Origin of the sequence: Variibacter gotjawalensis, from assembly GCF_002355335.1 — a bacterium.
GTDB lineage: Bacteria > Pseudomonadota > Alphaproteobacteria > Rhizobiales > Xanthobacteraceae > Variibacter > Variibacter gotjawalensis.
Genome location: NZ_AP014946.1, coordinates 312,378 through 337,767 on the forward strand (window position 1 = coordinate 312,378; position 25,390 = coordinate 337,767).

Annotated in this window: 25 protein-coding genes and 1 pseudogene; 16 read left to right on the top strand and 10 right to left on the bottom strand. The window is 61.7% G+C overall.

Annotated features, from left to right (window positions below):
- The 4 genes from GJW30_RS01425 to GJW30_RS01440 all read right to left on the bottom strand — a co-directional run bounded on the left by GJW30_RS01425 (window position 1) and on the right by GJW30_RS01440 (window position 3,714).
- Window positions 1-624: a class I SAM-dependent methyltransferase gene (locus GJW30_RS01425; RefSeq protein WP_096350772.1), complete on the bottom strand. Its 624-nt coding sequence runs from the start codon at window positions 622-624 to the stop codon at window positions 1-3.
- A gap of 172 nt (window positions 625-796) precedes the next feature.
- Window positions 797-1,171 (bottom strand): fluoride efflux transporter CrcB, encoded by a 375-nt coding sequence (gene crcB, locus GJW30_RS01430; protein WP_096350774.1) that lies wholly within the window; start codon window positions 1,169-1,171, stop codon window positions 797-799.
- Window positions 1,172-1,287: 116 nt separating this feature from the next.
- Complete coding sequence (locus tag GJW30_RS01435; RefSeq protein ID WP_096350776.1) at window positions 1,288-2,415, bottom strand: M20 family metallopeptidase; 1,128 nt, start codon at window positions 2,413-2,415, stop codon at window positions 1,288-1,290.
- Between the two features lie 168 nt (window positions 2,416-2,583).
- Window positions 2,584-3,714, bottom strand: coding sequence for a M20 family metallopeptidase (locus tag GJW30_RS01440; protein ID WP_096350778.1), 1,131 nt, complete (start codon window positions 3,712-3,714; stop codon window positions 2,584-2,586).
- Between the two features lie 156 nt (window positions 3,715-3,870).
- Here GJW30_RS01440 and GJW30_RS01445 point away from each other — a divergent pair, with 156 nt between their 5' ends.
- From GJW30_RS01445 to GJW30_RS01510, 13 genes and pseudogenes are all read left to right on the top strand, one after another.
- The gene (locus GJW30_RS01445) at window positions 3,871-4,731 is read left to right on the top strand and encodes a fumarylacetoacetate hydrolase family protein (RefSeq protein WP_096350780.1); all 861 of its coding nucleotides are present in this window, start codon (window positions 3,871-3,873) and stop codon (window positions 4,729-4,731) included.
- A 108-nt stretch (window positions 4,732-4,839) separates the two neighbouring features.
- Window positions 4,840-6,075 (top strand): PQQ-dependent sugar dehydrogenase, encoded by a 1,236-nt coding sequence (locus GJW30_RS01450; protein WP_165391602.1) that lies wholly within the window; start codon window positions 4,840-4,842, stop codon window positions 6,073-6,075.
- 69 nt (window positions 6,076-6,144) lie between these two features.
- Window positions 6,145-6,720, top strand: coding sequence for a c-type cytochrome (locus GJW30_RS01455; protein WP_245408617.1), 576 nt, complete (start codon window positions 6,145-6,147; stop codon window positions 6,718-6,720).
- A gap of 37 nt (window positions 6,721-6,757) precedes the next feature.
- Window positions 6,758-7,087 (top strand): type II toxin-antitoxin system RelE/ParE family toxin, encoded by a 330-nt coding sequence (locus tag GJW30_RS01460; protein ID WP_096350785.1) that lies wholly within the window; start codon window positions 6,758-6,760, stop codon window positions 7,085-7,087.
- Entirely contained in the window at window positions 7,084-7,365 is a 282-nt protein-coding gene (locus GJW30_RS01465; RefSeq protein ID WP_096350787.1) for a helix-turn-helix domain-containing protein, read from the top strand. Before GJW30_RS01460 ends, GJW30_RS01465 begins: the two co-directional genes overlap by 4 nt.
- Before the next feature lie 99 nt (window positions 7,366-7,464).
- Complete coding sequence (pqqA, locus tag GJW30_RS01470) at window positions 7,465-7,542, top strand: pyrroloquinoline quinone precursor peptide PqqA (protein WP_096358589.1); 78 nt, start codon at window positions 7,465-7,467, stop codon at window positions 7,540-7,542.
- Between the two features lie 21 nt (window positions 7,543-7,563).
- Window positions 7,564-8,469 (top strand): pyrroloquinoline quinone biosynthesis protein PqqB, encoded by a 906-nt coding sequence (gene pqqB / locus GJW30_RS01475; protein ID WP_096350789.1) that lies wholly within the window; start codon window positions 7,564-7,566, stop codon window positions 8,467-8,469.
- A gap of 24 nt (window positions 8,470-8,493) precedes the next feature.
- A pseudogene (gene pqqC, locus GJW30_RS01480) lies at window positions 8,494-9,506 on the top strand (pyrroloquinoline-quinone synthase PqqC).
- A complete protein-coding gene (gene pqqE / locus GJW30_RS01490; protein ID WP_096350796.1) occupies window positions 9,506-10,612 on the top strand; it encodes a pyrroloquinoline quinone biosynthesis protein PqqE in 1,107 nt (368 codons plus the stop codon). The pseudogene pqqC and the gene pqqE overlap by 1 nt, the downstream one beginning before the upstream one ends.
- Before the next feature lie 153 nt (window positions 10,613-10,765).
- A complete protein-coding gene (locus GJW30_RS01495; protein WP_096350799.1) occupies window positions 10,766-12,028 on the top strand; it encodes a PQQ-dependent sugar dehydrogenase in 1,263 nt (420 codons plus the stop codon).
- A gap of 182 nt (window positions 12,029-12,210) precedes the next feature.
- Window positions 12,211-12,507, top strand: a complete 297-nt coding sequence (locus tag GJW30_RS22950) for a c-type cytochrome (protein ID WP_245408618.1) — start codon at window positions 12,211-12,213, stop codon at window positions 12,505-12,507.
- A 60-nt stretch (window positions 12,508-12,567) separates the two neighbouring features.
- Window positions 12,568-12,810: a DUF3297 family protein gene (locus tag GJW30_RS01505; RefSeq protein WP_096358591.1), complete on the top strand. Its 243-nt coding sequence runs from the start codon at window positions 12,568-12,570 to the stop codon at window positions 12,808-12,810.
- Window positions 12,811-12,879: 69 nt separating this feature from the next.
- Entirely contained in the window at window positions 12,880-13,842 is a 963-nt protein-coding gene (locus tag GJW30_RS01510; RefSeq protein ID WP_096350801.1) for a Bug family tripartite tricarboxylate transporter substrate binding protein, read from the top strand.
- On the opposite strand, the gene GJW30_RS01515 is transcribed toward GJW30_RS01510, so the two are convergent.
- Window positions 13,839-15,290, bottom strand: a complete 1,452-nt coding sequence (locus GJW30_RS01515) for an ArnT family glycosyltransferase (protein ID WP_130364701.1) — start codon at window positions 15,288-15,290, stop codon at window positions 13,839-13,841. The genes GJW30_RS01510 and GJW30_RS01515 overlap by 4 nt on opposite strands.
- A 219-nt stretch (window positions 15,291-15,509) precedes the next feature.
- On the opposite strand from GJW30_RS01515, the gene GJW30_RS01520 reads away from it, so the two are divergent.
- Window positions 15,510-16,403 carry a LysR family transcriptional regulator gene (locus GJW30_RS01520; protein WP_096350806.1) on the top strand — a complete coding sequence of 298 codons (894 nt, stop codon included), beginning with the start codon at window positions 15,510-15,512 and terminating at the stop codon, window positions 16,401-16,403.
- Entirely contained in the window at window positions 16,403-17,614 is a 1,212-nt protein-coding gene (locus GJW30_RS01525) for an FAD-dependent oxidoreductase (RefSeq protein ID WP_096350808.1), read from the top strand. Before GJW30_RS01520 ends, GJW30_RS01525 begins: the two co-directional genes overlap by 1 nt.
- On the opposite strand, the gene GJW30_RS01530 is transcribed toward GJW30_RS01525, so the two are convergent.
- Window positions 17,611-19,398, bottom strand: coding sequence for an alpha-keto acid decarboxylase family protein (locus GJW30_RS01530; RefSeq protein ID WP_096350809.1), 1,788 nt, complete (start codon window positions 19,396-19,398; stop codon window positions 17,611-17,613). The two genes, GJW30_RS01525 and GJW30_RS01530, sit on opposite strands and share 4 nt — an antisense overlap.
- Before the next feature lie 33 nt (window positions 19,399-19,431).
- A complete protein-coding gene (locus GJW30_RS01535) occupies window positions 19,432-20,112 on the bottom strand; it encodes a glutathione S-transferase family protein (protein ID WP_096350811.1) in 681 nt (226 codons plus the stop codon).
- Window positions 20,113-20,248: 136 nt separating this feature from the next.
- Between GJW30_RS01535 and GJW30_RS01540 the strand changes: the two genes are divergently transcribed.
- The gene (locus tag GJW30_RS01540; RefSeq protein WP_096350814.1) at window positions 20,249-20,887 is read left to right on the top strand and encodes a cysteine hydrolase family protein; all 639 of its coding nucleotides are present in this window, start codon (window positions 20,249-20,251) and stop codon (window positions 20,885-20,887) included.
- 16 nt (window positions 20,888-20,903) lie between these two features.
- Here the strand turns inward: GJW30_RS01540 and GJW30_RS01545 are convergent, their stop codons facing one another.
- The 3 genes from GJW30_RS01545 to frc all read right to left on the bottom strand — a co-directional run bounded on the left by GJW30_RS01545 (window position 20,904) and on the right by frc (window position 25,336).
- The gene (locus tag GJW30_RS01545) at window positions 20,904-22,601 is read right to left on the bottom strand and encodes a formate--tetrahydrofolate ligase (RefSeq protein ID WP_096350816.1); all 1,698 of its coding nucleotides are present in this window, start codon (window positions 22,599-22,601) and stop codon (window positions 20,904-20,906) included.
- A 146-nt stretch (window positions 22,602-22,747) separates the two neighbouring features.
- Entirely contained in the window at window positions 22,748-23,674 is a 927-nt protein-coding gene (locus tag GJW30_RS01550) for a methionyl-tRNA formyltransferase (protein ID WP_096350819.1), read from the bottom strand.
- Between the two features lie 93 nt (window positions 23,675-23,767).
- Window positions 23,768-25,336 carry a formyl-CoA transferase gene (frc, locus tag GJW30_RS01555; RefSeq protein ID WP_245408619.1) on the bottom strand — a complete coding sequence of 523 codons (1,569 nt, stop codon included), beginning with the start codon at window positions 25,334-25,336 and terminating at the stop codon, window positions 23,768-23,770.
- Between the last annotated feature and the right edge of the window lie 54 nt (window positions 25,337-25,390).

Genomic DNA, 25,390 nt, shown 5'->3' on the forward strand with positions numbered 1-25,390 from the left:
TCATCCCGCAACTCCGTCGACTAAACGCGCGACCGGACCATTTCGGCTCAACATGCCGGCCGGGCGGCGCCGGATACGGTAGACGGCCGCGGGCGGCAAGTTGCTGCAAGCGCCACCGAAACGTGTCGCCTTCAGCCCCATGCGATCGAGAATTGCACGCGGGATCGGGCAGACCGGCGCGTAGGTGAATTGATAGAAGACGCCGCCTGGGCGCAGATGCGTGAAGGCGCCGTCGAGGATCTGCATCACCTTCTTCGGCGGCATCGCCAGCAGCGGGAGACCGCTCACCACCGCACCGGTTTTACCATGACCGAAGAGTTCGACCCGGCTGAGCCAACCCGCGTCCATCCATTGGATATGCGTGTTCGGGAAGCGTATCTGCAGATGCCGCACGAAATCCGAACCGTATTCGATAAGCGCGATGTCTTCCTGTTCGAGCCCGCGATCGAGCATCGCGCGCGTGAAGACGCCGGTCCCGGGACCGAGTTCGATCACCGGCGCGACGGAACGCGAAATTTCGGACGTGATCACATCGGCGAGCTGACGGCCGGACGGCGCAATCGCGCCGACCGCGCGGGCCGATTTCATGAAGGAGCGGACGAATGGAAAAAGATCGGCGGGCATGGGGGTCCTCCGAGGGGAACCGATGAGCACCGGCCGCGGAAGCAGGGGCTTGTCTTCCGCGCCGGCGCTCTTCGGCAGATGCCGGCAGTGCAAACCGGCGCAACCCTTGTCGCCTGGTGCCGTTTCGTCCGCGTCTCTCGAAGGTAAAGTTTTGTAAAGCCGGCTCGACGGCTCAGCCGAAGCTGCGTGCGATCCACAAGCCGAGGACGAGTCCGACCAGCGACAGAATGACGGACGCAGCGACATACAAAATCGCGAGACCGGTTTCGCTTCGCTCCCACAGCAGAATGGCGTCGAGCGAGAACGCCGAGAAAGTCGTGTAGCCACCGAGAATGCCGGTGGTGAGAAAAAGCCGCCAATTCTGTGAGAGGTCACCCTTGAGCGCGAAGTACCCCGCGATCAGGCCCATCACAAACGAACCCGTGACGTTGATGAACAAGGTCCCGATCGGGAATGCCGGACCGAAGAGCCGAAACGCCGCGACATTGATCCCATGCCGCAGCGCCGCGCCCAGTCCACCACCGAAGAAAACAAGAAGATATGTCACGCCACGTTTCTATCAGCAGCCGCCGCAAGCGCAACAGCGCCGGCTGCTTGGCTCAAGCACGCTCGCTCGAGCACACGCCGCCGTCCGCCGATTGGCGGCGGCGTATAGCGAAACCTCTACTGCAACGTCTCCATCAAACGCTGGAACAGGCGCAACCGCGGCTCGAGGCACGACAGCAACCCGTGCTCAAAATGCGTGTGCGCCCCGTCACCGTCGATGCCGAGCGAGTCGAGCGTCGGCACCCCGAGCGCTGCCGTGAAATTGGCGTCGCTACCGCCACCGTCCTGCGGCGCTTCCGGCAATTCGAAGCCAATCTCGGCGGCGAGCTTGCGCGTGTGCTGCAGGAAGGCCTCGGTGCCCTCCGACTTCACATAAGGCGGACGCGTAAATTTCCCGGTGATGTCGAGCTTCACATCCGGATCATGCGGCTTGAGCGACAGCAGCTTTTCTTTCACCTCTTCGGCGCTTTCCGGGTTGAGCACGCGCACGTCGATCGAAATATGAGCGTCCCTTGGGATAACGTTTGAAGCGGTGCCGCCCGAGATCATGCCGACATTGGTCGTGATGCCCCGCGCGTAATCCGTCATCGCGGCGATCGCGAGAATCTGGTGAGCGATCTCGTTGATCGCGCTACGCCCCTTTTCGTGGTTGGCGCCAGCATGTGCGGGCACGCCGGTCGCGTTGATATCGAAGCGGCCGATGCCTTTGCGCCCCGTCACCACGTAGTTGTGCCAGGTCGGCTCGGTGACGATCGCAAAGGCCGCATTCTGCGCCTCGGCCTCGATGATCGCGCGCGAGCTCGGACTGCCGACCTCTTCGTCGGGCGTGAACAGGAACGTGATCGGCAGTTTGTGGCTGCCCGCACTGACGACACGGCGGAAGGCGTCCATCGCGAGATATGCGCCGCCCTTCATATCGTAGATGCCGGGACCAAACATTTTGTCGCCCTCGCGGCGGATCGGCAGCGGGCCGGCCGCAGTGCCGATCGGATGCACAGTATCGAGATGGGAGAGAACGAGAATGCGTTTCCCCTCCCCTTCCGTGCGCGCGAACAGACAATCGCCGTAACCGTCGCGCCCAGGGATGCGCTCCAACGCGACCGGCACACCGTCGAACTCGCTTTGGGCTTGGTCGATCATCTGGTTGACCGCTTCGCGCGATGATGTCGGGCTTTCGATCTTCACCCAGCTTTCGATGCCTTCGGCAACTTTGGCCACATCGATCGGCTTGAAATGCACATTCATGGAAATAACCTTCGCAAGTTAAAAATGGCACGGAGCCCATGCGATCGGCCGCGCAATGAAAGCGGCTTCTGTGTCGGCATGGCGGAATTGCCTAATACGGCAACACCGGATCGTCGCGCCGAAATGCCATCGCCGTCAAGCGTCGCCGCTAGGCAATGTGATGCCTTTTTAGGTCAGCGTTTCGAACATCCGCTGCAGAAGGCGCGTGCGCGGGATGATCGAAGAGAGCAACCCATGCTCCCAATGCGTGTGCGCCCCCGCTCCATCAACCCCGAGTCCATCGAGCGTCGGAACGTCGAGCGCCGCCGTGAAGTTCCCGTCGCTGCCCCCGCCCGTCATGGGGACGTCTTCCAGCGCAAAGCCGATCTCGCGCGCACAGTCCTGCGCATGGCGAAACAGTGCCGCGATGCCGGGAGATTTTTCGAACGGCGGACGGTTCATACCGCCGGTGATCTCCAGTTTCACCTCCGGATCGCGCGACCTGAGCGATAAAATTCTCTCCGCGAATTCGCGTCCGCTGGCGGCGTCGCGCACGCGCAAATCGATCGATATCCTTGCGTGTTCCGGAATGACATTCGCGGCCGTTCCGCCGGACATCATGCCGACAGTCGTCGTGACGCCGCGCGCATAATCCGTCATCCCTTCGATCGCGAGAATTTGGTGCGCCATCTCGCGGATCGCACTGCGGCCCTTATCGTGCGCGACGCCGGAATGCGCCGGCACGCCAAGCGCCGCCATCACGAAACGGCCCACGCCTTTGCGCGCCGTGACGATCTTGCCGCCGTCGCGCGCCGCTTCGGTCACCAGCGCATATTTCGCATGCTTCGCTTCGGCTTCGATGAGCGCACGCGATGTCGGACTGCCGACTTCCTCGTCAGGCGTGAACAGAAACGTAATCGGGAGCTTGTTCGAGCGCGCATGCGCAACGCGGCGCAGCGCATCCATCGCGAGATATGCACCGCCCTTCATATCGCACACGCCGGGACCATACATCTTGTCGCCATCGCGGCGCAGCTGAAGCGGGCCAGCCAGTGTTCCAACCGGATGCACCGTGTCGACATGCGACAACAAGAGAATGCGTTGCCCCTCACCTTCCGTTCGCACGATGAGATTGTCCGCAAAACCATCACGGCCCGCGATACGCTGCATCGTGACCGGCACATCGCGGAACTCTTCTTGCACGCGATCGATCATCCGGTTGACGGCGCCGGGCACCTTTGTCGGGCTCTCGATCTTGACCCAACTCTCGATGCCGGCTGCACTCTCGGCGAGATCGATCGGCTTGTCGTGCGCAGTCATGGAAACACTTTCGACCGGTTAATGTGGCGCGCATCGCCATGCAAAGAAATGGCCAACAGGTGGGTTGCGCGGCCGCATGGCATGTTGCCTGATAGGTAAGCTGAATCGTGGCGATCGCCACCGCCAACGTCAAGCAACTAGGAGTAAAGCGCTGTCATGCAGTTCGCGAGCTTTCAGATTGAAGGACGAAATACGTTCGGCGCCGTCGCGGGCGACGGGGTCGTCGACCTCGGCCGCCGGCTGGCACCGCGCTTCAGATCGTTGCTCGAGGTCCTGCGCGCGTCTGCGATCGACGAAGTCAAAGCCAACGCCACCGGCGTGCGCGCCGACTATCCGTTGAGCGCTGTCACGCTGCTGCCGCCCGTCGTCGAGCCGGAAAAGATTATCTGCGTCGGCGTCAACTACGCCAACCGCAATGCCGAATATCGCGACGGCTCGGAGCTGCCGAAGTATCCGAGCCTGTTCATCCGCGTTCCGACATCTTTCGTTGGTCACGATGTGCCGATCGTGCGACCGCGCGCATCCGAGCAATTCGACTATGAGGGTGAGATCGTGCTGGTGATCGGCCGCGAAGGCCGTCACATCGCGCGCGAGAATGCGCTCGGCCACATCGCCGGCCTCACATTGTGCAACGAAGGCAGCGTGCGCGATTGGCTGCGTCACGGAAAATTTAACGTCACGCAAGGCAAGAACTTCGACGCCTCGGGCAGCATCGGCCCGTTCATGGTCACATCCGACGAGATCGATTGGACGAAACCCTTCTCGCTCACGACACGCGTCAACGCCGAGGTGCGTCAGGACGATACGACCGAGAATTTGATCTTCACCTTCGCGGATCTGATCACCTACATTTCGACCTTCACGACATTGCGCCCCGGCGACATGATCGTCAGCGGCACGCCTACGGGTGCGGGCGCTCGTTTCGACCCGCCGATATGGCTGAAGCCTGGTGACGTCGTCGAAGTCGAAGTGCCCGGTATCGGCCTGTTGCGCAACGCCGTCTCCGATGAAGCTTAAGCACCGGAGCGATCATCAAAAATAACATTGCGCATAAACCGAAAGCGCATAACACTCCGCGCCGGATCACACCTACCAACGATAGAAAACCCTTCCGGGAGGTCCTTCATGATATCGAAGCATAACCGCTGGCTTTTGGCTGGCTCACTCATGCTGGCGCTTGGCGTTACGTCCGCCATCGCGCAGCAAAATCCGCAAAATCTTCCGCCCGGGCATCCTCTGATTGGCCAACCCGAAAGCGAAGCCGCCAAGAAATTGGCACCGGTCGCGCCGCCGCCGATCCCGCTTGCCGCCGACAAGTTCCAGCTCGACAAGCTCAAGCTTCCCGCTGGCTTCAACATTGAGCTCTACGCCACGGGCGTTGCCAATGCGCGCTCGATGCGCTTCGGCGACAAGGGGACGCTCTTCGTTTCGACGCGCCTTGCCGGCAACGTCTACGCGATCGTCGAGAAAGACGGAAAGCGTGAGGTCAAGACGATCGCCAAAGGCCTGCATCGCCCGAACGGCATCGCTTTCAAGAACGGTTCGCTCTACGTCGCGGAACTTTCGAAGGTCTGGCGCTACGACGACATCGAGTCGAAGCTGGACAATCCGCCGCAGCCAGTCCTCATCAGCGACAAGTTCCCGAGCGACGAGCCTCACGGCTGGAAGTTCATCGGCATCGGCCCGGACGACAAACTGTATGTACCGGTCGGCCAGCCCTGCAACATCTGCCTTCCGTCGGATCAGCACGCACAGATCCGCCGTATGAACCTCGATGGTTCAAACTCGGAAGTCGTCGCCTGGGGCGTGCGCAACACGGTCGGCTTCGACTGGCACCCAGTGACGAAGGAACTTTATTTTACCGACAACGGCCGCGATTGGACGTCGGAAGATCTACCGGCTGACGAACTCAACCGCGTCACTAAGGCGGGCCAGCATTTCGGTGCACCGTTCTGCCATCAGGGCGACTTTCCGGATCCGGAATTCGGCTGGGGCAAGAGCTGCGCGGACTATGTGAAGCCGGTCGCTCTGCTCGGCCCGCACACGGCCGCTCTCGGCATGCGCTTCTACACCGGAGCGTCTTTCCCGAAGCAGTATCGCAACCAGATCTTCATCGCGCGCCACGGCTCGTGGAACCGCTCGACGAAGCTCGGTGGTGACGTCGTAGTAGCAACGCTGAACAAGGACGGCACTGTGAAATCGGTCGCGCCGTTCCTGACCGGCTTCATCCAGAACAACGCCTATATCGGCCGCCCGGTCGACGTCGTCGTTGCGAAGGACGGCTCGATGCTGGTGTCCGACGACTACTCTGGCGCGATCTACAAAATCACGTACGGCAAGAAGCGCGTCGCCAGCCGCTAATCGCAGGCTTATATGATGGGCGGCGGGGACAACCTGCCGCCCATTTCTTTGGAAGCAACGAGAACAACAATGCGCCGATTGATCGCAACCGCCCTAGCCTGCTTCGCCATGGCAACGCTCGCGACCGCGCAGACGTTCGAAGAGCGCACCCAGCTCTGCCTCGGCTGCCACGGCGAAAAGGGCCAGTCGGAGACGGCCGAAGTTCCGTCGCTTGGCGGGCTAACCTCGGCTTACGCACTGATCCAGCTCTACATGTTCCGCGAGAAGCTGCGCACCGCGGAGCCGATGAACGACATGATGCAGGGCGTCTCGGACGGCGAACTGCAGAAACTCGCCGACCTCATTGCCAAGATGCCGCCGCCGAAGGCGAGCGCCGAGCCGATAGACCCGGAACGCGCCGCCCGCGCCCAGGGGCTGATCGCAGCCCACCGCTGCGCCTTTTGCCACAACACCGGCTTTCCCGGCACCGACTCTGTGCCCCGGCTTGGTGGCCAACGCGAGGACTATCTCGTCAAGACGTTGACCGAATACCGCTCCGGCAAACGCAACGAATACCAGCCCGTGATGGCTGAAATCATTCGCAAATTGAGCGATCAGGACATCGCCGATTTAGCCCACGTGATCGCGAGGACGGGGGCGAAATAACCTTTGCCGAAATATACAAAATTTTGTATGTTCCGGCATGAAGGTTCTGAAGTTTCGGGGCAGCGCTCTGAATGATTTGCGCCGTTTCCCCGAAGCGGCACGGCGCGAGGCGGGTTATCAGCTCGATCGTGTTCAGAACGGTTTCGTACCGAGCGACTGGAAGCCGATGGCAACCGTCGGCAAAGGTGTCGAGGAGATCCGGATAAGGGATGAAGCTGGCGCATTCCGCGTGGTCTACGTGGCGAAATTCGCCGGTGCAATTTACGTCCTTCACTGCTTCCAGAAGAAGACACAGAAAACCAGCAGGGCTGATCTCGATCTTGCCACCAAACGGTTCCGCGATCTCACCAGGGAGCTAAATCAATGAAGAACAAAAGCTTCGCGAATGTTTGGGACGCGATCGAGAAGGCGCCGGCACAGGCCGAAAACATGAAGCTGCGCTCGAAACTGATGATGGCGCTTGAAGCGCACATCAAGACTCAGGGTTGGACGCAAGCCGAGGCGGCGGAGCACTTGGGCGTAACGCAGCCCCGCGTGTCCGACTTGCTGCGCGGTAAAATCAATCTTTTCGCACTCGATACCCTGGTTAACATGCTGGTTTCGGCTGGCCTTCATGTCGAAATGCGCGTTCGCAAGGCAGCCTAAAGCGCAGCGGACGGCCGCAGAAGCCTTGCGCCACAACCGGAACAGGCTTACGCTCCTAAGCGTTATTGAGGGACGCCCTATAACAAGAAGGATAGCGCTATGAGCTGGACCACCCCGACTTTGGTTGAGATCTGCATCGGCTTGGAAATCAACGGCTACCTGCCGGCTGAATTCTAATCTGCAAAGCTGCGCCCCGCGATGGCGAGACTAACCGCCATCGTTCTTGGGTCCGCAGCTGGAGGCGGCTTCCCGCAATGGAATTGCCGCTGCGCCGTCTGCCAACTGGCTTGGCAGGGTGATGCGCGTGTAAAGGCCCGCACACAAGCGGGCCTTGCCATTTCTGGCGATGGCGAGAACTTCGTCCTGCTCAATGCGGCGCCTGAGCTGAAGTCCCAAATTCTTGCAACGCCAGAACTACAGGCCCGCGGCAATCCGCGCGGTTCGCCCATAGCGGCCGCGATCCTCACCGGCGGTGAGATCGACCAGATCACCGGCTTGCTCAATCTGCGCGAACGGCAACCCTTCTCTCTCTATGGGACTTACGAAACGCTGCGCTTGTTGCGCGACAACCCGGCTTTCGACGTGCTGGCATCGGGCGTTGTCGAGCGTAAACGGATCGCCTTGGACAAGCGCTTCGCCCTCCCAGGAGGGTTGAGTGCCGAACTCTTCGCGGTGTCCGGCAAAATCCCGCTGTACCTCGAAAGCGAAGGCGCGAACCTCAAAGCCGCGCCGGGCGGCAACGTCGGCGTCGAGATTGCGCGCAATGGCGCTCGCCTCGTCTTCGTGCCTGGCGCCGCCGCGATCGATGAGGCGCTGATGGATCGCCTCAAACGTGCCGACTTGGTCCTCTTCGACGCAACCCTCTACACCGACGACGAGATGATCACGTCCGGAACAGGCGTGAAGACGGGCAGACGCATGGGCCACATGCCGATCAGCGGCCCGAATGGCTCGCTTGCGGCATTGAAGGGCCTACCGGGCCGCCGCATCTACATCCATATCAACAACACCAACCCGATCCTGATCGAGGATTCGGCCGAGCGCAGGGCCGTCGAAGCGGCGGGCTGGGAAGTAGCCCACGACGGGCTTAAGATCACGCTCTAATCAAGAACGCCGCCGGGAAGCGCCATGAAGCTGCTATCGCCTGAGGAACTGGAAGCGCGGCTGCGCCAGATCGGCGCCGAGCGCTATCATCGCAACCACCCCTTCCATCACCGCTTGCATGGCGGCGAATGCTCGAAGGCCGAAGTGCAGGCCTGGGCGCTGAATCGCTACTATTACCAGTCGATGATCCCGATCAAAGACGCGAGCCTCATCGCGCGCTGCGACGATCCGGATGTGCGCCGCGAGTGGCGCTCGCGTCTCTCCGATCACGACGGCGACGGCATGGGCCCGGACGATGGCGGCATCGCGCGCTGGCTGAAACTGACTGACGGCCTCGGCCTCGATCGCGATTACGTCGCGTCATTGCGCGGCTTGCTTCCGGGCACGCGTTTCGCGGTCGATGCCTACGTCCACTTCGTCCGCGAGAAGACGCTGCTCGAGGCAATCGCGTCGTCACTCACCGAACTCTTCTCGCCCGTGATCATCTCCGAGCGTGTCGCCGGCATGCTGGCGAACTACGACTTCGTCACCAAGGAAACGCTCTCGTATTTCGACAAGCGTCCGCCGCAGGCAAAAAAGGACTCGGACTTCGCGCTCGACTACGTCAAGCGCAATGCCAAAACGCCGGGCGACCAGCAAGCCGTCCTTGCCGCGCTCGAATTCAAATGCGGCGTGCTGTGGTCGATGCTCGACGCCCTCGCCTACGCTTATGTATCGCCGGGTCACATCCCGCCGGGCGCCTTCGTTCCGGAGGGCAAATGACCATTGCCGAAACCGCAAAGCCTCGGCTTCCGCGTGGCGTGCGCCTCGTCAACAGCGAAGCGCATGGCGGCATGGTGCTGCTCGCGCCGGAGCGCGTCTTCAAAGCCGACCAGATCGCGACCGCAATTCTTGAGCGCTGCAGCGGCGAAGCCACGTTCGGCGAGATCGTCGACGACCTGAGCAGGGCATTCAACGCACCGCGCGACCGCGTCGCAACCGACGCAGGCGCGCTACTCGCCGGCCTCGTCGAGAAGAAATTGTTGGAACTCGGCTGATGCTCAATCCCGAGCCGAAACTGCATGCACCGCTTGGCTTATTGGCCGAGTTGACGCATCGCTGCCCGCTCGGTTGCCCTTATTGCTCCAACCCGCTCGAACTCGATGCGCGCGAGACCGAACTCGACACCGAGACGTGGCTGCGCGTCTTCAAGGAAGCCGCAGCGCTCGGCGTTCTGCAGACGCATCTATCGGGCGGCGAGCCCGCATCGCGGCGCGATCTCGAAGTCATCGCGAAGAGCGCGCGCGATGCAGGGATCTACGTCAACCTCATAACCTCGGGTGTCGGCATCCCGGATGCCAGAATGGAGAAGCTCGCCGACGCCGGCATCGATCACGTCCAGATATCGATCCAAGATTCCGAAGCCGATTCTGCCGACCACATTGCGGGTTATCGCGGCGCCTATAAGCGCAAGGATGAACTCGCTCGCGTCGTGCGCAAGATCGGTTTGCCGCTCACCGTCAACATGGTCGTACATCGCGCCAACATCGCGCGCATTTCCGACATGGTCGCGCTCGCGATCAAACTCGGTGCGACGCGCATCGAAATCGCGCATGTTCAATATTACGGCTGGGCGCTGAAGAATCGCGCCGCACTGATGCCGACGCGCGAGCAGGTCGACCGCGCGGTCGAAGAAGTGAACACGCTGCGCGAGCGGCATAAAGGCGAAATCGTCATCGACGCTGTCGTGCCGGATTACTACGCAAAATATCCAAAGGCCTGCATGGGCGGATGGGCGCGCCGGTCGCTCAACATCACACCGGGTGGCCGCGCGCTACCGTGTCACGCGGCCGAAATCATCCCGTCACTCACATTCTGGAATGTACGCGAACATTCGTTGCGCGACATCTGGATGAACGCGCCATCGTTCAAGGCTTTCCGCGGCACCGAATGGATGCAGGAGCCTTGCCGCAGTTGCGAACGCCGCGAGGTCGACTTCGGCGGTTGCCGTTGCCAAGCGCTTCTGCTGACAGGCGATGCGCGCGCGACCGACCCGGTCTGTCATCTCTCGCCGCATCACGCGGAACTCGCCGAGATGGCCGCCGACCGGACAGAGCAGCCGTACGATTATCGCCGCCTGAAAGCTCCAGCACCACAAACTTAAATTTGCACGCATTCGGTAAAGCGCATGGAGGCACGCGCGCACGTGCGCGCCGCGCATAACTCCTGCGACACTTGACTCCTCGACCTGTTGAAATGCCGTGTTAGGCTTCTCTCCGAAGTTGGCGCCAAGTCCAACTCGCCAAGGGAGAGAAACGTGAAAGCACTTGCGCTCGCGGCTTCGTCCGCGCTTGTCTTCGCCTCCACTGCCCTCGCACAACAACCGCAGGCCCCCGGCAATCTCGAACGGCTCGGTGAGTTCAGACACACCGATACACCGATGGAGATTCCGACTGTGCCGCAAGGCGGCACCAAAGCAGCGGCGTTGAAGAAAAATCTCGCGAAAGTCAAAGTTCCGAAAGGCTTTAAGGTCTCGCTGTATGCAATCGTGCCGGATGCGCGCCACATGGCGGTCGGCCCGCAAGGCGTCGTCACTTTCGTCGGCACGCGCAAGACGAAGGTTTACGCGGTAACGGATCGCGACAAGGATCGCGTCGCCGACGAGGTGAAGGAATTCGCGCCGTCGATCGCATTCAAGATTCCAAATGGCGTCTGCTTCTCGCGCGACGGCATGCTCTACATCGCCGAGCAAAACCGTGTGCTGCTCTTCCCGGCAGCAGAGTTTTTCTACGAGAGCGCCGATGTCGCAGCCTTCAATGTCGTCAAGCAAGGTGACCTCATTCCGCCGGAAGAGGAGTCCTACAATCACACGGCGCGCACGTGCCGCATCGGACCGGACGGCCGCCTCTACGTCACACTCGGTCAGCCGTTCAACGTCTTCGCGCCGGAGAAGATGGACCTCTACAAGAAGACCGGCATCGGCGGCATCGTCTCGCTGACCAACGAGGGCAAGGATCGTCAAGTCTTCGCCTGGGGCGTGCGCAATTCGGTCGGCATGGACTTCAATCCGAAGGACAAGACACTGTGGTTCACCGACAATCAGGTGGACGGCATGGGTGACGACATTCCGCCGGGTGAGCTCAATCGCGCCGACAAGGCCGGCATGAATTTCGGCTTCCCGTATTTCGGCGGCGGCAAAGTCCGCACCACCGAATACAAGGATCAAACGCCCCCGGCTGACGTAACGCATCCGCAAGTCGAGATGGCCGCGCACGCTGCCGACCTCGGCATGATGTTTTACTCCGGCAAGCAATTCCCCGCGAAGTATCAGGGTGGCATTTTCGTCGCGCAGCACGGATCGTGGAACCGCACCAAGCCGGTCGGCGCTCGCATCATGTTCACCAGCCTTAAGCCCGATGGCACCGCGGACAAGACCGAAGTCTTCGCTGACGGCTGGCTGACCGAGGACGGTGAGTATCTCGGTCGCCCGGTCGACGTCGCGCAGCTGCCTGACGGCTCGATCCTCGTATCCGACGACTTCGCCGGCGCGGTTTACCGCATCTCGTACGAAGGCCGGTGAACGCGTTGATGGAGTTACCAAGACGTAGCGCGCCATCCCTCCCCTGCAAGGGGAGGGTGGACGCCGAAGGCGGCCGGGTGGGGTTTCGCAAAAGACTGAACCCACCCCCGCGCTGCGCGCGGACCCTCCCCCATCGGGGGAGGGATTGGAGCACGCTCGCGCTGTCGGCAATCGTGGCAAGTGTGCTTGCGATATCGACCACCGCACACGCCGCCGGCAACGCCAAGAACGGACGCCAGAAAGCACTGCAGTGCCAAACCTGCCACGGCCTCGACGGCCTCTCGAAACTGCCTGAAGCGCCGCATATCGCCGGCCAACCCGAGCCATACCTCATCAAATCGATGACCGACTTCAAAAACGGCACGCGGCAGAACGATATGATGACCTTCGTCGCCAAGGAGCTCTCGGATCAGGATATCGCGGACCTCGCCGCGTATTACGCGTCGATCGAACTCAGCGTGACGGTACCGAAACGCTAGGCTTGGCAGAGCGTCCCGCTTCGGGCATACGCCACCCATCACAGCAAAACGCAGATGGATATGACCGACACGTTTCCCGACCGCCTCTCCACCGACCCCGACAGCCCCCACTACAATGAGGAGCTGCTCGGACGCGATATCGGTATTCGCTTCGAGGGCAAGGAGAAGACCAACGTCGAGGAATACTGCATCAGCGAGGGCTGGATCAAAGTCGCGGCCGGCAGCGCTAAGGATCGCTTCGGCAAGCAGCTGACGATCAAACTCAAAGGCAAGGTCGAACCGTATTTCCGTTCCGCCTCGTGAGACACGAAGGGTTGCCCTGCGGCGCCCTCGTCTGAGAAGCTGACCGCAAAATAAACGCGGGAGGCTTGGATGCGGAAGAGCGTCATCGTAGCGACAATCTCGTTGGTGGCGCTGCTATCGACACAAGCGCGCGCTGCCTTCCCGGATAAAGACATTCGCATCATCTGCGGCTTTGCGGCCGGCGGCACGTGCGATCTTGTCGCGCGCTTGATCGCAAAAGCCGTCGCGCCGGAATTCAAGCAGAACGTCATCGTCGAAAATCGCACGGGCGCCGGAGGAACGATTGCGATGGCGTCGGTTGCGCGATCGGAAGCTGACGGCCACACGGTGCTCCTCTGCAGCCAAGGTCAGTTCGCAATTTTGCCCGAGCTTCCCGGCATGAAATTGCCGGTCGATCCCGCGAAGGATCTCGTGCCGGTCGCCAACATGACGTTGGCGAATTTCGTCATGGTCGTGCCGGCATCGCGCTCGTGGAAGACTGTGGCCGATTTCGTAGCCGCCGCAAAAACTGGAAAGCTGAGTTACGCCAGCGCCGGCAACGGCACACTGCAGCACATTGCGGGCGAAGCATTTCGCCTCGCCGCCGGTGTGGAGATGACCCATGTGCCGTATCGCGGCGCATCGCCCGCCGGCGTCGATCTCATCGCAGGCCGAGTCGATACGCTGATCACAAATCTCGCCGACGTTGTCGGCCAGATCGAAGGCGGACAGATGCGGCTTCTCGCCTTCACGGATCCGTACGGCTCGCCGAAATTTCCCGATGCACCGAAGATGTCGCAAACCTTCGCGGACTTCGCGATGGGCGGCTGGTTCGGCATCTGCGGCCCGTCCGGCATGCCAGCCGATGCAATTGCGCGTTGGCATTCGGCACTCAAACGCGCCGGTGACGATCCGGCTATTCGCAAAATACTCGACGAGAACGGCTTGGTTCTCACGGTAGAAGACGCGAAGGCGTTCGGCGGACGAATGGCGAAGGATCGCGAAACACTCGGCCGCGTCATTCGCGACGCGAGCATCCGCTCCGACAACTAACGCACGCGCAGAAGCACCGAACCGTTCATCTCGCTGATGATTTCGAAGCGCTCGCGCGTCGCGGCCGGCAGCCGCGCGAACCATCCACGCAGCATTGCGGCGAACTGGCCCGATGCGAGCTGCGCGAGTTCGTTCGGGCCCGGCGGACTGACATTTCGTCCCGGCATGTAGAACTCCGCCGAGAACGGAACCGCCGGATAGTAGGTCAGCTTCGCGTTTGCATCGCTGCGCTGTTGGAACACCGCAACGATGCCCTTCTGCGTGTTGACGTAAGAGATTGCCGGATCGGCGCGCATGGCGACGAGTGCGGCGAGGCCACAAACTGGAACGACGAAGATTCCAAGCTTGACAAAAATCTTCGGCAGCGCGGATCGTTCTATCATCTCGGCGGCGAGCAGCGCGAAACCCGGCATCGACATCGCAACGTAAGGCCAAAGCACGGCTTTCGCCGGCGTGAATAAGAGCGGCGTAGCGATGATCCAAAAGACCAAATAGAGAAGCCAGCTGCGCGGAAATGCTGTCCCGAAAAGACGTTGCCGCCAGGCCGGCGCGATCAAGATCGACAAAGCCGTCGCGCACCACGGCAGCGCCGCCGCAAGAAGGAACAGCCACACAGTACCGTAACCGCGGGTCCGTGGCGCACCGTATTTGTCGCCCGTCCAATCCTTGATGAGGAAGCGATCGAAGTGTTCGCCGATGATGAAGTAGCGCAGGAAACCCGGCGTACGCATCTCGGCCGCGATGTACCACGGCGCTGTGAGCGCGAGTGCGAGAAGCGTTCCCGAGATCCACGGCAGATTACGCCAGCACTCAACCCAGCGGTTCGTAACGAGGACGTAACCGCCGATGGCAATGCCCGCGATAACGATGCCGACCGGCCCTTTCGCCAGCATCGTCAGCGCAACGCCGAGAAAAAACACATAGCCCCAAGCGCGGCTTCGCGTCTCGATCGCAATCCAGAATCCGGCCATCATCACGGTCACGCTGAACATCAGCGCCGGGTCGGTCATCACGCCGCCTGCGAGATAGAACGGCAGCGCACTTGTGCAGAATATTGCCGCTGCGAGAGCAGCTAGCGAACGATCGCCGCGCGTTCGCGCCATCACGAAAACGAGCCAAGCCGTGCCGACCGTGAACAGAAACACCGGCAGCCGCGCCGCGAATTCGCTGACGCCGAAGATCGAGTAGCTGATTGCCGTTGCCCAGAACGACAACGGTGGCTTCCCCCAGAACGGCACCCCGGCCGAAACGTACGGCGTGATCCAATCGCCGCTCTCGATCATCAAACGGCCGATCAGCGCGTAGCGACCTTCCGTGTTATCGAAAAGCGGATAGGCCCCGAGGCTGGCGAGACGGACGAGCAACACGGCTCCGAGCATCCACAGCAGAGCATTGACGCCCGAACGGCTATCCGCACCGCTCCCCGCATGGCTCGCCAAACTGGTCACACAACGTCCTTCGCTCGCGGCCGGCGGTCTCGATAAGCTGGCGCAGTCCGGACGGGATCAGCATTGAAAGCGCCTTCCGGTCAAGCGGTCGCGAAACCGCCGCACTACGATAATAGTGGATTTGGCGACTTGAGCACTGCAATCATGCCTCATTGATTGTAATTTCCTATCGGCCGCGCGTAAAACTCGAAGCTAGCTTCGCTCAATGAGGCAGTCGCCTTGATCACCCAACTGCAATTCCTGATGGCTCTCGCGCGCGAACGGCACTTCGGCCGCGCCGCCGAGGCGAGCGGCGTGACGCAGCCGACCCTCTCCGCCGGGATCAAGGCGCTCGAGGAGCAGATGGGCGTCCTCCTGGTCAACCGCGGCTCCCGCTTTCAAGGCCTGACGGCGGAAGGCGAGCGCGTCCTCTCCTGGGCGCGCCGCATCGTCTCCGACGAGCGCGCGATGCGCGAGGAAATCACCGCGATCCGTCACGGCCTCTCCGGCCGTCTGCGCATCGCCGCGATCCCGACTGCGCTCGCGATGGTCGCCAAGCTGACAACACCATTCCGCCAGCGCCATCCGGATGTGCAATTCACCATCCTCTCGCGCACCTCGATCGAAACGCTGGCGCAGATCGAGAACCTCGAAGTCGATGCCGGCGTAACGTATCTCGACAACGAGCCGCTCGGCCGCGTCACGACCGTGCCGCTCTATCGCGAACACTATCGCCTGTTGACGGCCGCCGACACACCGCTCGGCACACGCGATCAGGTGACGTGGCGAGAGGTCGCGCAAGTTCCCCTCTGTCTGCTGACGCCTGATATGCAGAACCGTCGCATCATCGACGGCTTGCTCCGCGCCGCCGGCGGCACACCGCAGCCGACGCTCGAGTCGAATTCGATGATCGTTCTGTTCGCGCATGTCCGCACCGGACGATGGTCAAGCGTGATGCCTGCAAAACTTGCCGAAACGCTCGGGCTCACCGACACGATGCGCGCGATCCCGATCGTCGAACCGGACGCCGTGCACACGATCGGCCTTGTCACCGCCGCTCGCGATCCGATGACGCCGCTCAACGCCGCGCTCGTCGCCGAAGCGAAGCGCCTCGCGATGACGTTGGGGGATTGATGCTGACGCGGCGCGGTTTTCTCGCTGGCGGTGCAGCCCTTCTCGGCATGCCGTCGATCGCGCGCGCACAAATCTGCACGCCGCTGTTCGAAGGGGCCGCACCGGATAACCTCGTGCCGCCGACCTTCGATAAACTGATCCGCAACGCGCAGCGTGTCATCGGCGTGCGTCCGCATCGCATCGGCGGCTTCCGCCTCGAGACCGAGGGGCCGCTGACGACGCCGAAGGGCGTCAAATTCATCGTCCACAATTACGGCCACAGCGGCGCTGGCATCACGTTGTCCTGGGGCTGCGCCGCCGAGGTCGTCGAGAAGGTCAAGGAACTCGTCGCGGATTTCGAGAAATTGAAGATCAAACCGAACATCGCAGTCATCGGCGCAGGAGTCATCGGCCTCACCAGCGCAACCGAACTCCGCAACGCGTTTCGCACGCTACCCGTCACGGTCTATAGCGACACGTGGGACCTGAAGAAGACCACGTCGTACAAAGCCGGCGGTCAGTTCGAGCCGTCAATGATCTATCACCAGTACAACACCAACGACGAGCGTCGCCGCTTGCTCAAGCGTTACGTCGAACGTTCGGCCGCGCGTATCTGCTGGCTGCAGCGCACCGGCGAAGCCGCGTCCTATGGCATCGCGGCCCGCCGCAATTTCACACTGAACGAACAAGCCGGCTTCGATTTCGCGTCGATGGTGGTCAAAGTCGACCACCAAAAGCTCCCGCTCACGACGCTGCAGGGCGGCGGCTTCGAATATCGGACATGGCTGATCAATCCGCAGATCCTGCTGCCGAAACTCGCCGCGCAGATCCCCGCGAAAATGCGCGTCACCAAGCGCTTCCGCTCGCGCGAAGAGATCGAGGCCCTGCCGCACAACATCATCATCAACTGCACGGGCTTCGGCGCGAAGGCGCTTTTCGAAGACCGCAATCTCCAGCCGCGGCGCGGCCATCTCATTCTGCTGCGCAATCCGCAGAAGCTGCGCTACTTCTTCAGCGGCGGCTGCGGGCGCGAGGACGAACGCGTGATCTCGTATATGTTCGCGCGGCAGGACGACATCGTCATTGGCGGCACGTTGCGTGACGCAAGCGACGGCGATTCCGTAACGATCGAAGACGACGACAAGCCGATCTTCGATCGCATGTTCAGCAACATCAAGATGGTGTTCGCCGGCCAATCCGATCAGTGCCGCCGGCTCGACACGACATCCTAGGCTGACGGCAATCCGGCCGGCAGATCGTGTGGCTTGATCGCCGCGACGATGAACGACGGCCCTGTATTGGCTTTGGCGTCCGCAAGCGCTTGCCGAAATTCATCCGGCGTCGCCGCCGAGCGCGCGAATGAAACGCCGAGCGAGCGCGCCAGCCCGACATAGTCCCAGCGATCGACTTCGAGATACGCTTTCGGCTTCGTCGTCGTGTTGGCGAAGTAGCCACGACCGAGAATCCACTGCTCGATGCCTTGCACGCCGTTGTCGAGCACGATCGCGATGGCATTCGTCTTTTCGCGTGCAAACGACGACAAACACTGCGCGGTCATCTGAAACCCGCCGTCGCCGCAAATCGCAATCGGCCGCCGTCCGCCAGCGACCGCGACACCGACCGCAGCGCCGACCGAAAACCCGATCGCCTGCCATACGGCATCGCACATGAAGCCGCCGCGACCGATGACGTTGATGTCCGAGCCCGGATACATGCTCAGGCTCGTGTCAGTGATCACGATAAGCTTGTCGTCGAGCACGCCGCTCACCGTACGCATCACCTCGTCATAAGTTAATCCCGCCTCCGCGCGCACCGCCGCGGGCGCCAACCCTGAGCGCCGCTCGTCGAACGAAAGCCCCGGCAATTTCGCGGCCGCGATCCACGCAGGATTTGCGGTCCACGGCTTTTTCGCCAGTGCGGCAACGAGCGCCGACAAGCTCGCAGGCTTCGCGGCAGCCGACTTCACACGCACGCTGCCGTCGTAAACGCTCACCATCTTGCCGCGCGAGTTGACGGCGAGCCGCCGATATTGCCGGCCGAACACGCAGCCGAGTGTGAGCAACGCATCTGCGCCCTCGACCGTGCGGATCACCTGCTGCGAAGAATTCTCGCCGCCATAGACGCCAGCGAAACCCGGAGTCTGTTCGGAGATGACGGCCTTCGCCAACAGCGTCGACGACCACGGGATGCCGAGCCGCTTGATCAGTGCTTCGGTTTGCTCGGCGAGGCCGTAGCGCTGCACCTCGATGCCGACGAGGATCGCGGGCTTCTTCGCCCGGCGCAGCATGTCGGCGATTTCGCCCGCGATTTGATCCTCGGTGCCGAAAGCCGGCGGCGCGATACTGAGCGATTCGACAGGCGCCGGACATGTTTGTCGCCACGCGCTCTTTGCAACCTCGATATAGACCGGTCGCTGCTTCATCTTCGCGGCCGTGATCGCTTCATCGATGATGCGCGGCGCGTCGGAGGCGCGCTCGATACGACCCGCATAGGCCGTGATTTCGCGGAACATCACCATGTCGGAACCGGTCTTGCCGGTCGAATGTGAATAGAGCGTCCCGTAATCGCGCTGCAGCCGAAGATCGTCGCCGGTCGGCCCACCGTTGATGACAACCACGGCACTGCGTTCAGCGTAAGCTCCCGCAATCGCCGTGAGCAGGCTCATCGTACCGACGCCATACGTCACGGCGACAGCACCGAGACCGCGCACCCGCGCGTAACCGTCCGCCGCATAACCTGAGCCAAGATCGCTGCTGGTCACGCTGAGCGAAACGCCGGTTGCGCCGCCCGCCGCATCGAAGATCGGGCTGCATGTCGCACCCGCGACGCCGAACAGCTTCGCGCACCCATTCTGCGCAAGCCGCGTGAGGATATAGCCTTCGACCGTCGTCGTGGCGGCTTCGGCGTCGGTCGCGGCCACGGCCGCGATCGTTGCGCCGGCGAGCACTCGCTGCGCCATCACGGACGAAGCGGAGAGTTGCATGAGACGCCGCCGCGAGATTTCGTCTTCGGTCATCCGATTTCTCCCGCGGCGGCGTGCTGTCTCGTCTTAAGCGACTTTCACCTTGAGGTGGCGGAACATGTTGTTGCGCGCCTCGTCATCCATCTCGGCCTTGAACGTGAACTTGTCCTTGATCGCGATCGCGCGCGGCGCCGCCGGACGCGCCGAGATTTCATCGACGAGACGCTTGAGGTTCGGCAGCTTCGCGAAAGCGTCTTCGCCAAGCGCGAAGGGGACCAGCCTCACCCAACCCCACACCGCCATATCGACGATCGAATACTGATCACCCACCATGTATTTCTGTTTGGCAAGGCGGTCGTTGAGAATGCCGAGATGCCGCATCGCCTCATAGGCGTAGCGATTGATCGCGTATGGAATCTTCTCGGGCGCAAAATTGCGGAAATGCACTGCCTGTCCAGTGTACGGACCTAGGCCCGACGCAACGAACATCATCCACGAGAGCATCTCGCCGTGGTACTTCGCATCCGGCATGAACTTTTTATGCTTCTCGCCGAGATAGATCAGAATCGCGTTCGAATCGAATACGGTCTGGTCGCCATCGACGATAACCGGCACCTTCTGGTTCGGATTGATCTTCGTGAATTCCGGCGACAGCTGCTCGCCCTTGCGCGTGTCGACAGGGATCGCCTCATAGGCAACGCCGGCTTCCTCGAGGAACAGCGCGACCTTCATAGGGTTCGGCGCGCCGCTGAAATAGAATTTGAGCATGGGGGATTACCTTCTCGTTCGGCCTCGATGGGCCGTTTGCGGCCTCTGTCGGCCGCACGGCAGCATAAGTCAGAGCCACCTGCTGGCAACGGAAAAGATGGTATGATGCAGCGTCAAAATAAGGGCGGACGCTGGAATGAAAAAGATTAACGGCCTCGATATTCCCCAAACGTTAGAGGATGTTTGCGATCCGAGACGCATGGCTTTGCTGGTCTATGACATGCAGGTCGGCATCTGCAGTCAGGTGAAATCCGGTCCGCACATTACGGCACAAACTGCAACAGTCCTTGCTGCCGCCAGGCAAGCAGAGATGCGCGTTGTCTTCACGCGTCATCTCTCGATGCCGAAATCTTGGATGGGCATCACGCAATTCCGTACCGCGATGGCCTGGCAGAGGAAGGACGAACCTGACGACGTCCACCCGTGGTTCTTACGCGATACACCCGGCTTCGAGATCGTCCCCGAATTGGCACCGCGTGCCGGCGAAGCCGTCCTCGATAAGCTCGCATTCTCGGCTTTCGAAGGAACGCCGCTGGAGTTCGCATTACGCGATTGCGGAATCCTCGCGATCGCAATTGTCGGCATTGCCACCGAGATCGGGATTGCACCGACCGCCAGTCACGCCGCCGACCTCGGCTTCATCCCGGTCATTATCGCGGACGCATGCGGAGCCGGACATGAAGAAGCGGGGCAGCGCGCGCTAAAGCATCTTGAGTTTATGGGCGACACGATGGTCAGCGACACCGCGACGTTCACGCGCCTTCTCGGCGCATGAACGTTGAGGTCAAGACTTAGAACAGGCCGACGATGCGGCCTTGATCGTTGACGTCGATCGAGTCGGCTGACGGCACCTTCGGCAGGCCCGGCATTGTCATGATGTCTCCGCACACCGCGACGATGAATTCGGCTCCTGCCGAGAGACGAACTTCACGCACGGGGATCGTGAAACCGGTGGGCGCGCCCTTAGCATCCGGATTGGTCGAGAAGGAATACTGTGTCTTGGCGATGCACACCGGCAATTTGCCAAAGCCCATCTCTTCCCAAGTCTTCAGCTGATCCTTCACGGACTTGTCCGCCACGATATCGTCGGCACGGTAGATTTCCTTCGCGATGGTGCGAATTTTCTCCAACAGCGGCATATCGTCCGGATAGAGCAACTTGAGATCGGCCTTGCCTTCGTCGATCGTCTTGACGACAGCACGCGCGACATCCGCCGCACCGGCTCCGCCCTCCGCCCAGTGGTCGGCCATCAGCGCTTCGACGCCGAGAGCCTTGCACTTTTCTTTCACGAGCGCGATCTCGGCATCGCTATCGGCCGAAAAGCGGTTGATCGAAACAACTGCGGGCAATCCGAACTTCTTGATGTTCTGTATATGCCGCTCGAGGTTCGCCATACCGGCTTCGAGCGCTTTCAGATTCTCTGACTTGAGATCCGCCTTGGCGACGCCGCCATGCATCTTGAGCGCGCGGATGGTCGCGACGATGACAACGCAATCCGGCTTGAGGCCAGTCTTGCGGCACTTGATGTCGATGAATTTCTCAGCGCCGAGATCCGCACCGAAACCCGCCTCCGTCACAACGTAGTCGGCGAGCTTCAACGCCGCAGTCGTTGCGGACACCGAGTTACAGCCGTGCGCAATGTTGGCAAACGGGCCGCCGTGAATGAAAGCCGGCGTACCTTCCAGCGTCTGCACAAGATTCGGCTGAATGGCATCCTTCAATAGCGCCGTCATTGCGCCGTGCGCGTTGAGTTCGCTCGCCCGGATCGGCTTACGGTCACGCGTGTAGGCAACGATGATCTTACCGAGACGCTCTTTGAGATCTTCGAGATCTTTGGCGAGGCAGAAGATCGCCATGACTTCCGAGGCCACCGTGATGTCGAAGCCGGCTTCACGCGGGAAACCGTTGGCGACACCACCGAGCGAGCACACGATTTCGCGCAGCGCGCGATCGTTCATGTCGACGACCCGGCGCCAGGCGACGCGGCGCTGATCGATGCCGAGCGCATTGCCCCAATAGATGTGATTGTCGATCAGCGCCGAGAGCAGATTGTGTGCCGACGTGATCGCGTGGAAGTCGCCCGTGAAGTGGAGGTTGATGTCCTCCATCGGAATGACTTGCGCATAGCCGCCGCCGGCCGCGCCACCCTTCACGCCGAAACACGGACCGAGCGAAGGCTCGCGCAACGCGCACATTGCTTTCTTACCGATGTGATTGAGCGCATCGGTCAAGCCCACGGTCGTCGTCGTCTTGCCTTCACCCGCCGGCGTCGGCGAGATCGCCGTGACGAGGATGAGCTTGCCGTCTTTCTTGGACTTCAGCGATTTGATGTAGTCCATCGAGACCTTGGCCTTGAAGTGGCCGTACGGCTCGAGATTTTCTTCCGCGATACCAAGCTTCTCGCGCGCCACTTCGACGATGCGGCGCGGTTTGGAGGCCTGAGCGATTTCGATATCGGACTTCGGATTCTGATGTTGGGAGGCGGGCATGGGGCGTTTCCAGACTGTTGTTTTCTAGTGAGACAGCAAAAAGCCTAACCCCCTCCCCAACCCTCCCCCTTTCAGGTGGAGGGAGGAGTTCGCCGCTCCGTCATCCTCCTCCTGCAAGGGGGAGGAATGAGGAGGGGGTCCGATGATCATGAGAATCGCGCGCCCTTCTCGGGCTTGACGCTGGCGGCCCACTCGCCGCCTGAGATCTTGCCGGCATCGGCCTGCACGCGCGTCACCTGGATGCGCCCGTCGGCGCACACCACCGTGAAGCTCTTGTCGTCTTGCGCGACGATTTCGCCGATCTTGCCTGCGATGCCCTTCGGGTCTTTCGCGGGCAGCGGCGTTGCGTCGAAAATCTTCAGCTTGGCGCCGTTGAAGGTCGCCCATGCGCCTGGTGCCGGATTGCAGCCGCGAATGAGACGATCAATCTGCTCCCAAGGCTTGCCGAAATCGATGCGCGCGTTGTCGGGGCCGCAGCGGCCTTCATACGTCGCGAGCGACTCATCCTGCTTGATGCGCGGTGCCTTGCCGGCTTTGACGAGATCGACCGACTCCAGCATCGCTTCGACGCCGAGTGGAAACAAACGGTCGAAATAAACGGTGCCGAGCGTATCGGTGTTCGAAATCGGGGTCGTCTTCGTCAGCAACACGTCGCCCGTATCGAGGCCGTTGTCCGGCCAAAAGATCGAGAGCCCGGTCTTTTTTTCGCCCTTGATGATCGGCCAGTTGATTGCGCTCGCCCCGCGATAGGCGGGCAGCAGCGACGGGTGATACTGGATCGAGCCATGCGTTGGGATGTTGAGGAATTCTTCCGGCACGAACAGCGTAACGAACGCCATCACTTGGAGGTCCGGCTTCAGCGACTTGAAGTGTTCCCACACTTCCGGCTTGCGATAACTCTCGGGCTGAAACACCGGGAGCCCCGCTGCGGTCGCGGCTTCTTTCAGCGGATCGGCCTTCGCGCCTTCCTTCTCGGGCGCGACGAACACCGCGACGACATTGTCGCCGCGCTTGAGCAGCGCTTCCAGCACCGCTTTGCCGAAGGCCTGCTGGCCATGCACCACGATACGCATTGCGTCTCTCCCGTCGTCCTGTCTGGCGCCGCACTCGGCACACTCCCCCCGCCGCTTCGGCGGAGGGACCCGATCGTCGTTCGTCGTTGAGGCTTAAGCTGCCTTTTTCTCAGGCGCGCTGAGTGCGCCCGAGGCCTTGATGCCTTCGACCTCCTCGGCCGAGAAGCCGAGAACGTCGGTGAGGATTTCGTCCGTATGTTCGCCGAGCAGCGGCGAGCGCTGCACGTCGCTGATCGAGTCCGAAAGCTTGATCGGGTTGCCGACCGTCAGATACTTGCCGCGCGTCGGGTGATCGACTTCGACGATCGTGCCGGTCTTACGCAGCGACTGATCTTCGGCGAGCTCCTTCATCGACAAGATCGGACCGACCGGAATGTCGACCGCGTTGCACTTCTCCATGACTTCGAACTTGGTGAGCGTCTTGGTCCAAGCCTCGATGCGTTCGAAGACTTGATTGAGACGCGGCAGGCGCGCCTTCGGCGTTGCAAAGTCCGGATCGGTCTTCCATTCCGGCGCGCCGATCAGATCGCAGATCGGCTCCCACACGGGCGCCTGTGTGATGAAGTAGATGTAGGCGTTCGGATCGCTCTCGTAGCCCTTGCAAGCGAGAATGCGGCCCGGCTGGCCACCGCCCGAGTCGTTGCCGGCGCGCGGCGCGGCATCGCCGAACGGCACGCCTTCACCGAACTGGCTGTATTCGGTGAGTGGCCCGGCAGCGAGACGCTGCTGATCGCGCAGCTTGACGCGGCAGAGATTGAGCACGCCGTCCTGCATCGCGGCGAGCACGCGCTGGCCACGGCCGGTGCGATTGCGTTGATAGAGCGCCGTCACGATGCCGAGCGCGAGATGCAATCCGGTGCCCGAGTCGCCGATCTGTGCGCCGGTGACGAGCGGCAGGCCGTCGCGGAAGCCGGTCGTCGAGGCCGCACCGCCGGTGCACTGCGCGACGTTCTCGTACACCTTGCACTCTTCGAACGGGCCCGGGCCGAAGCCCTTCACGGACGCAACGATCATGCGCGGGTTGAGTTTGTGGATGTAGTCCCAAGTGAGCCCCATGCGATCGAGCGCGCCCGGCGCGAAATTCTCGACCAGCACGTCGCATTCCTGGATCAGCCGATCGAGCACCTTCTTGCCGTTCTTGTGCTTAGAGTCGATCGTGATCGAGCGCTTGTTGTGATTGAGCATCGTGAAATAGAGCGAGTCCGCGCCCTTCACGTCGACGAGCTGGCCGCGCGTGATGTCGCCGACACCGGGGCGCTCGACCTTTATGACGTCCGCGCCGAACCAGGCGAGCAGCTGCGTGCAGGTCGGACCCGACTGAACGTGCGTGAAATCGAGAATGCGGACACCGTCGAGCGCCTTGCCGTCCTGACCGAACGGCTTCGCGCTGACATTCGGCAGCGCGGAGCGCTTCGTCGCCTGCGTCGCAGCGGCGGCGCGCGTCTTGCGCACGGTCTTCTTCGTCGTCTTCTTGGCCACTTTCTTCGCGGCGGTCTTGCGCGCCGGCTTTTTGACAGCCGCCTTGCGCTTCGCCAGCGCCTTCTTGGCCGGAGCCTTCTTCTTCACGGCCGCCTTCTTCGTTGCGGCTTTTTTGACGATCTTCTTCGCCGCCGGCTTACGAGCGGGCTTCTTGGCTTTGGTCTTCTTCGCGGCTTTCGCCATGATGCAGTCCTCTAATGTCCAATCTTGGAAACTCGGGCGCCGTCGCTGCGCCGG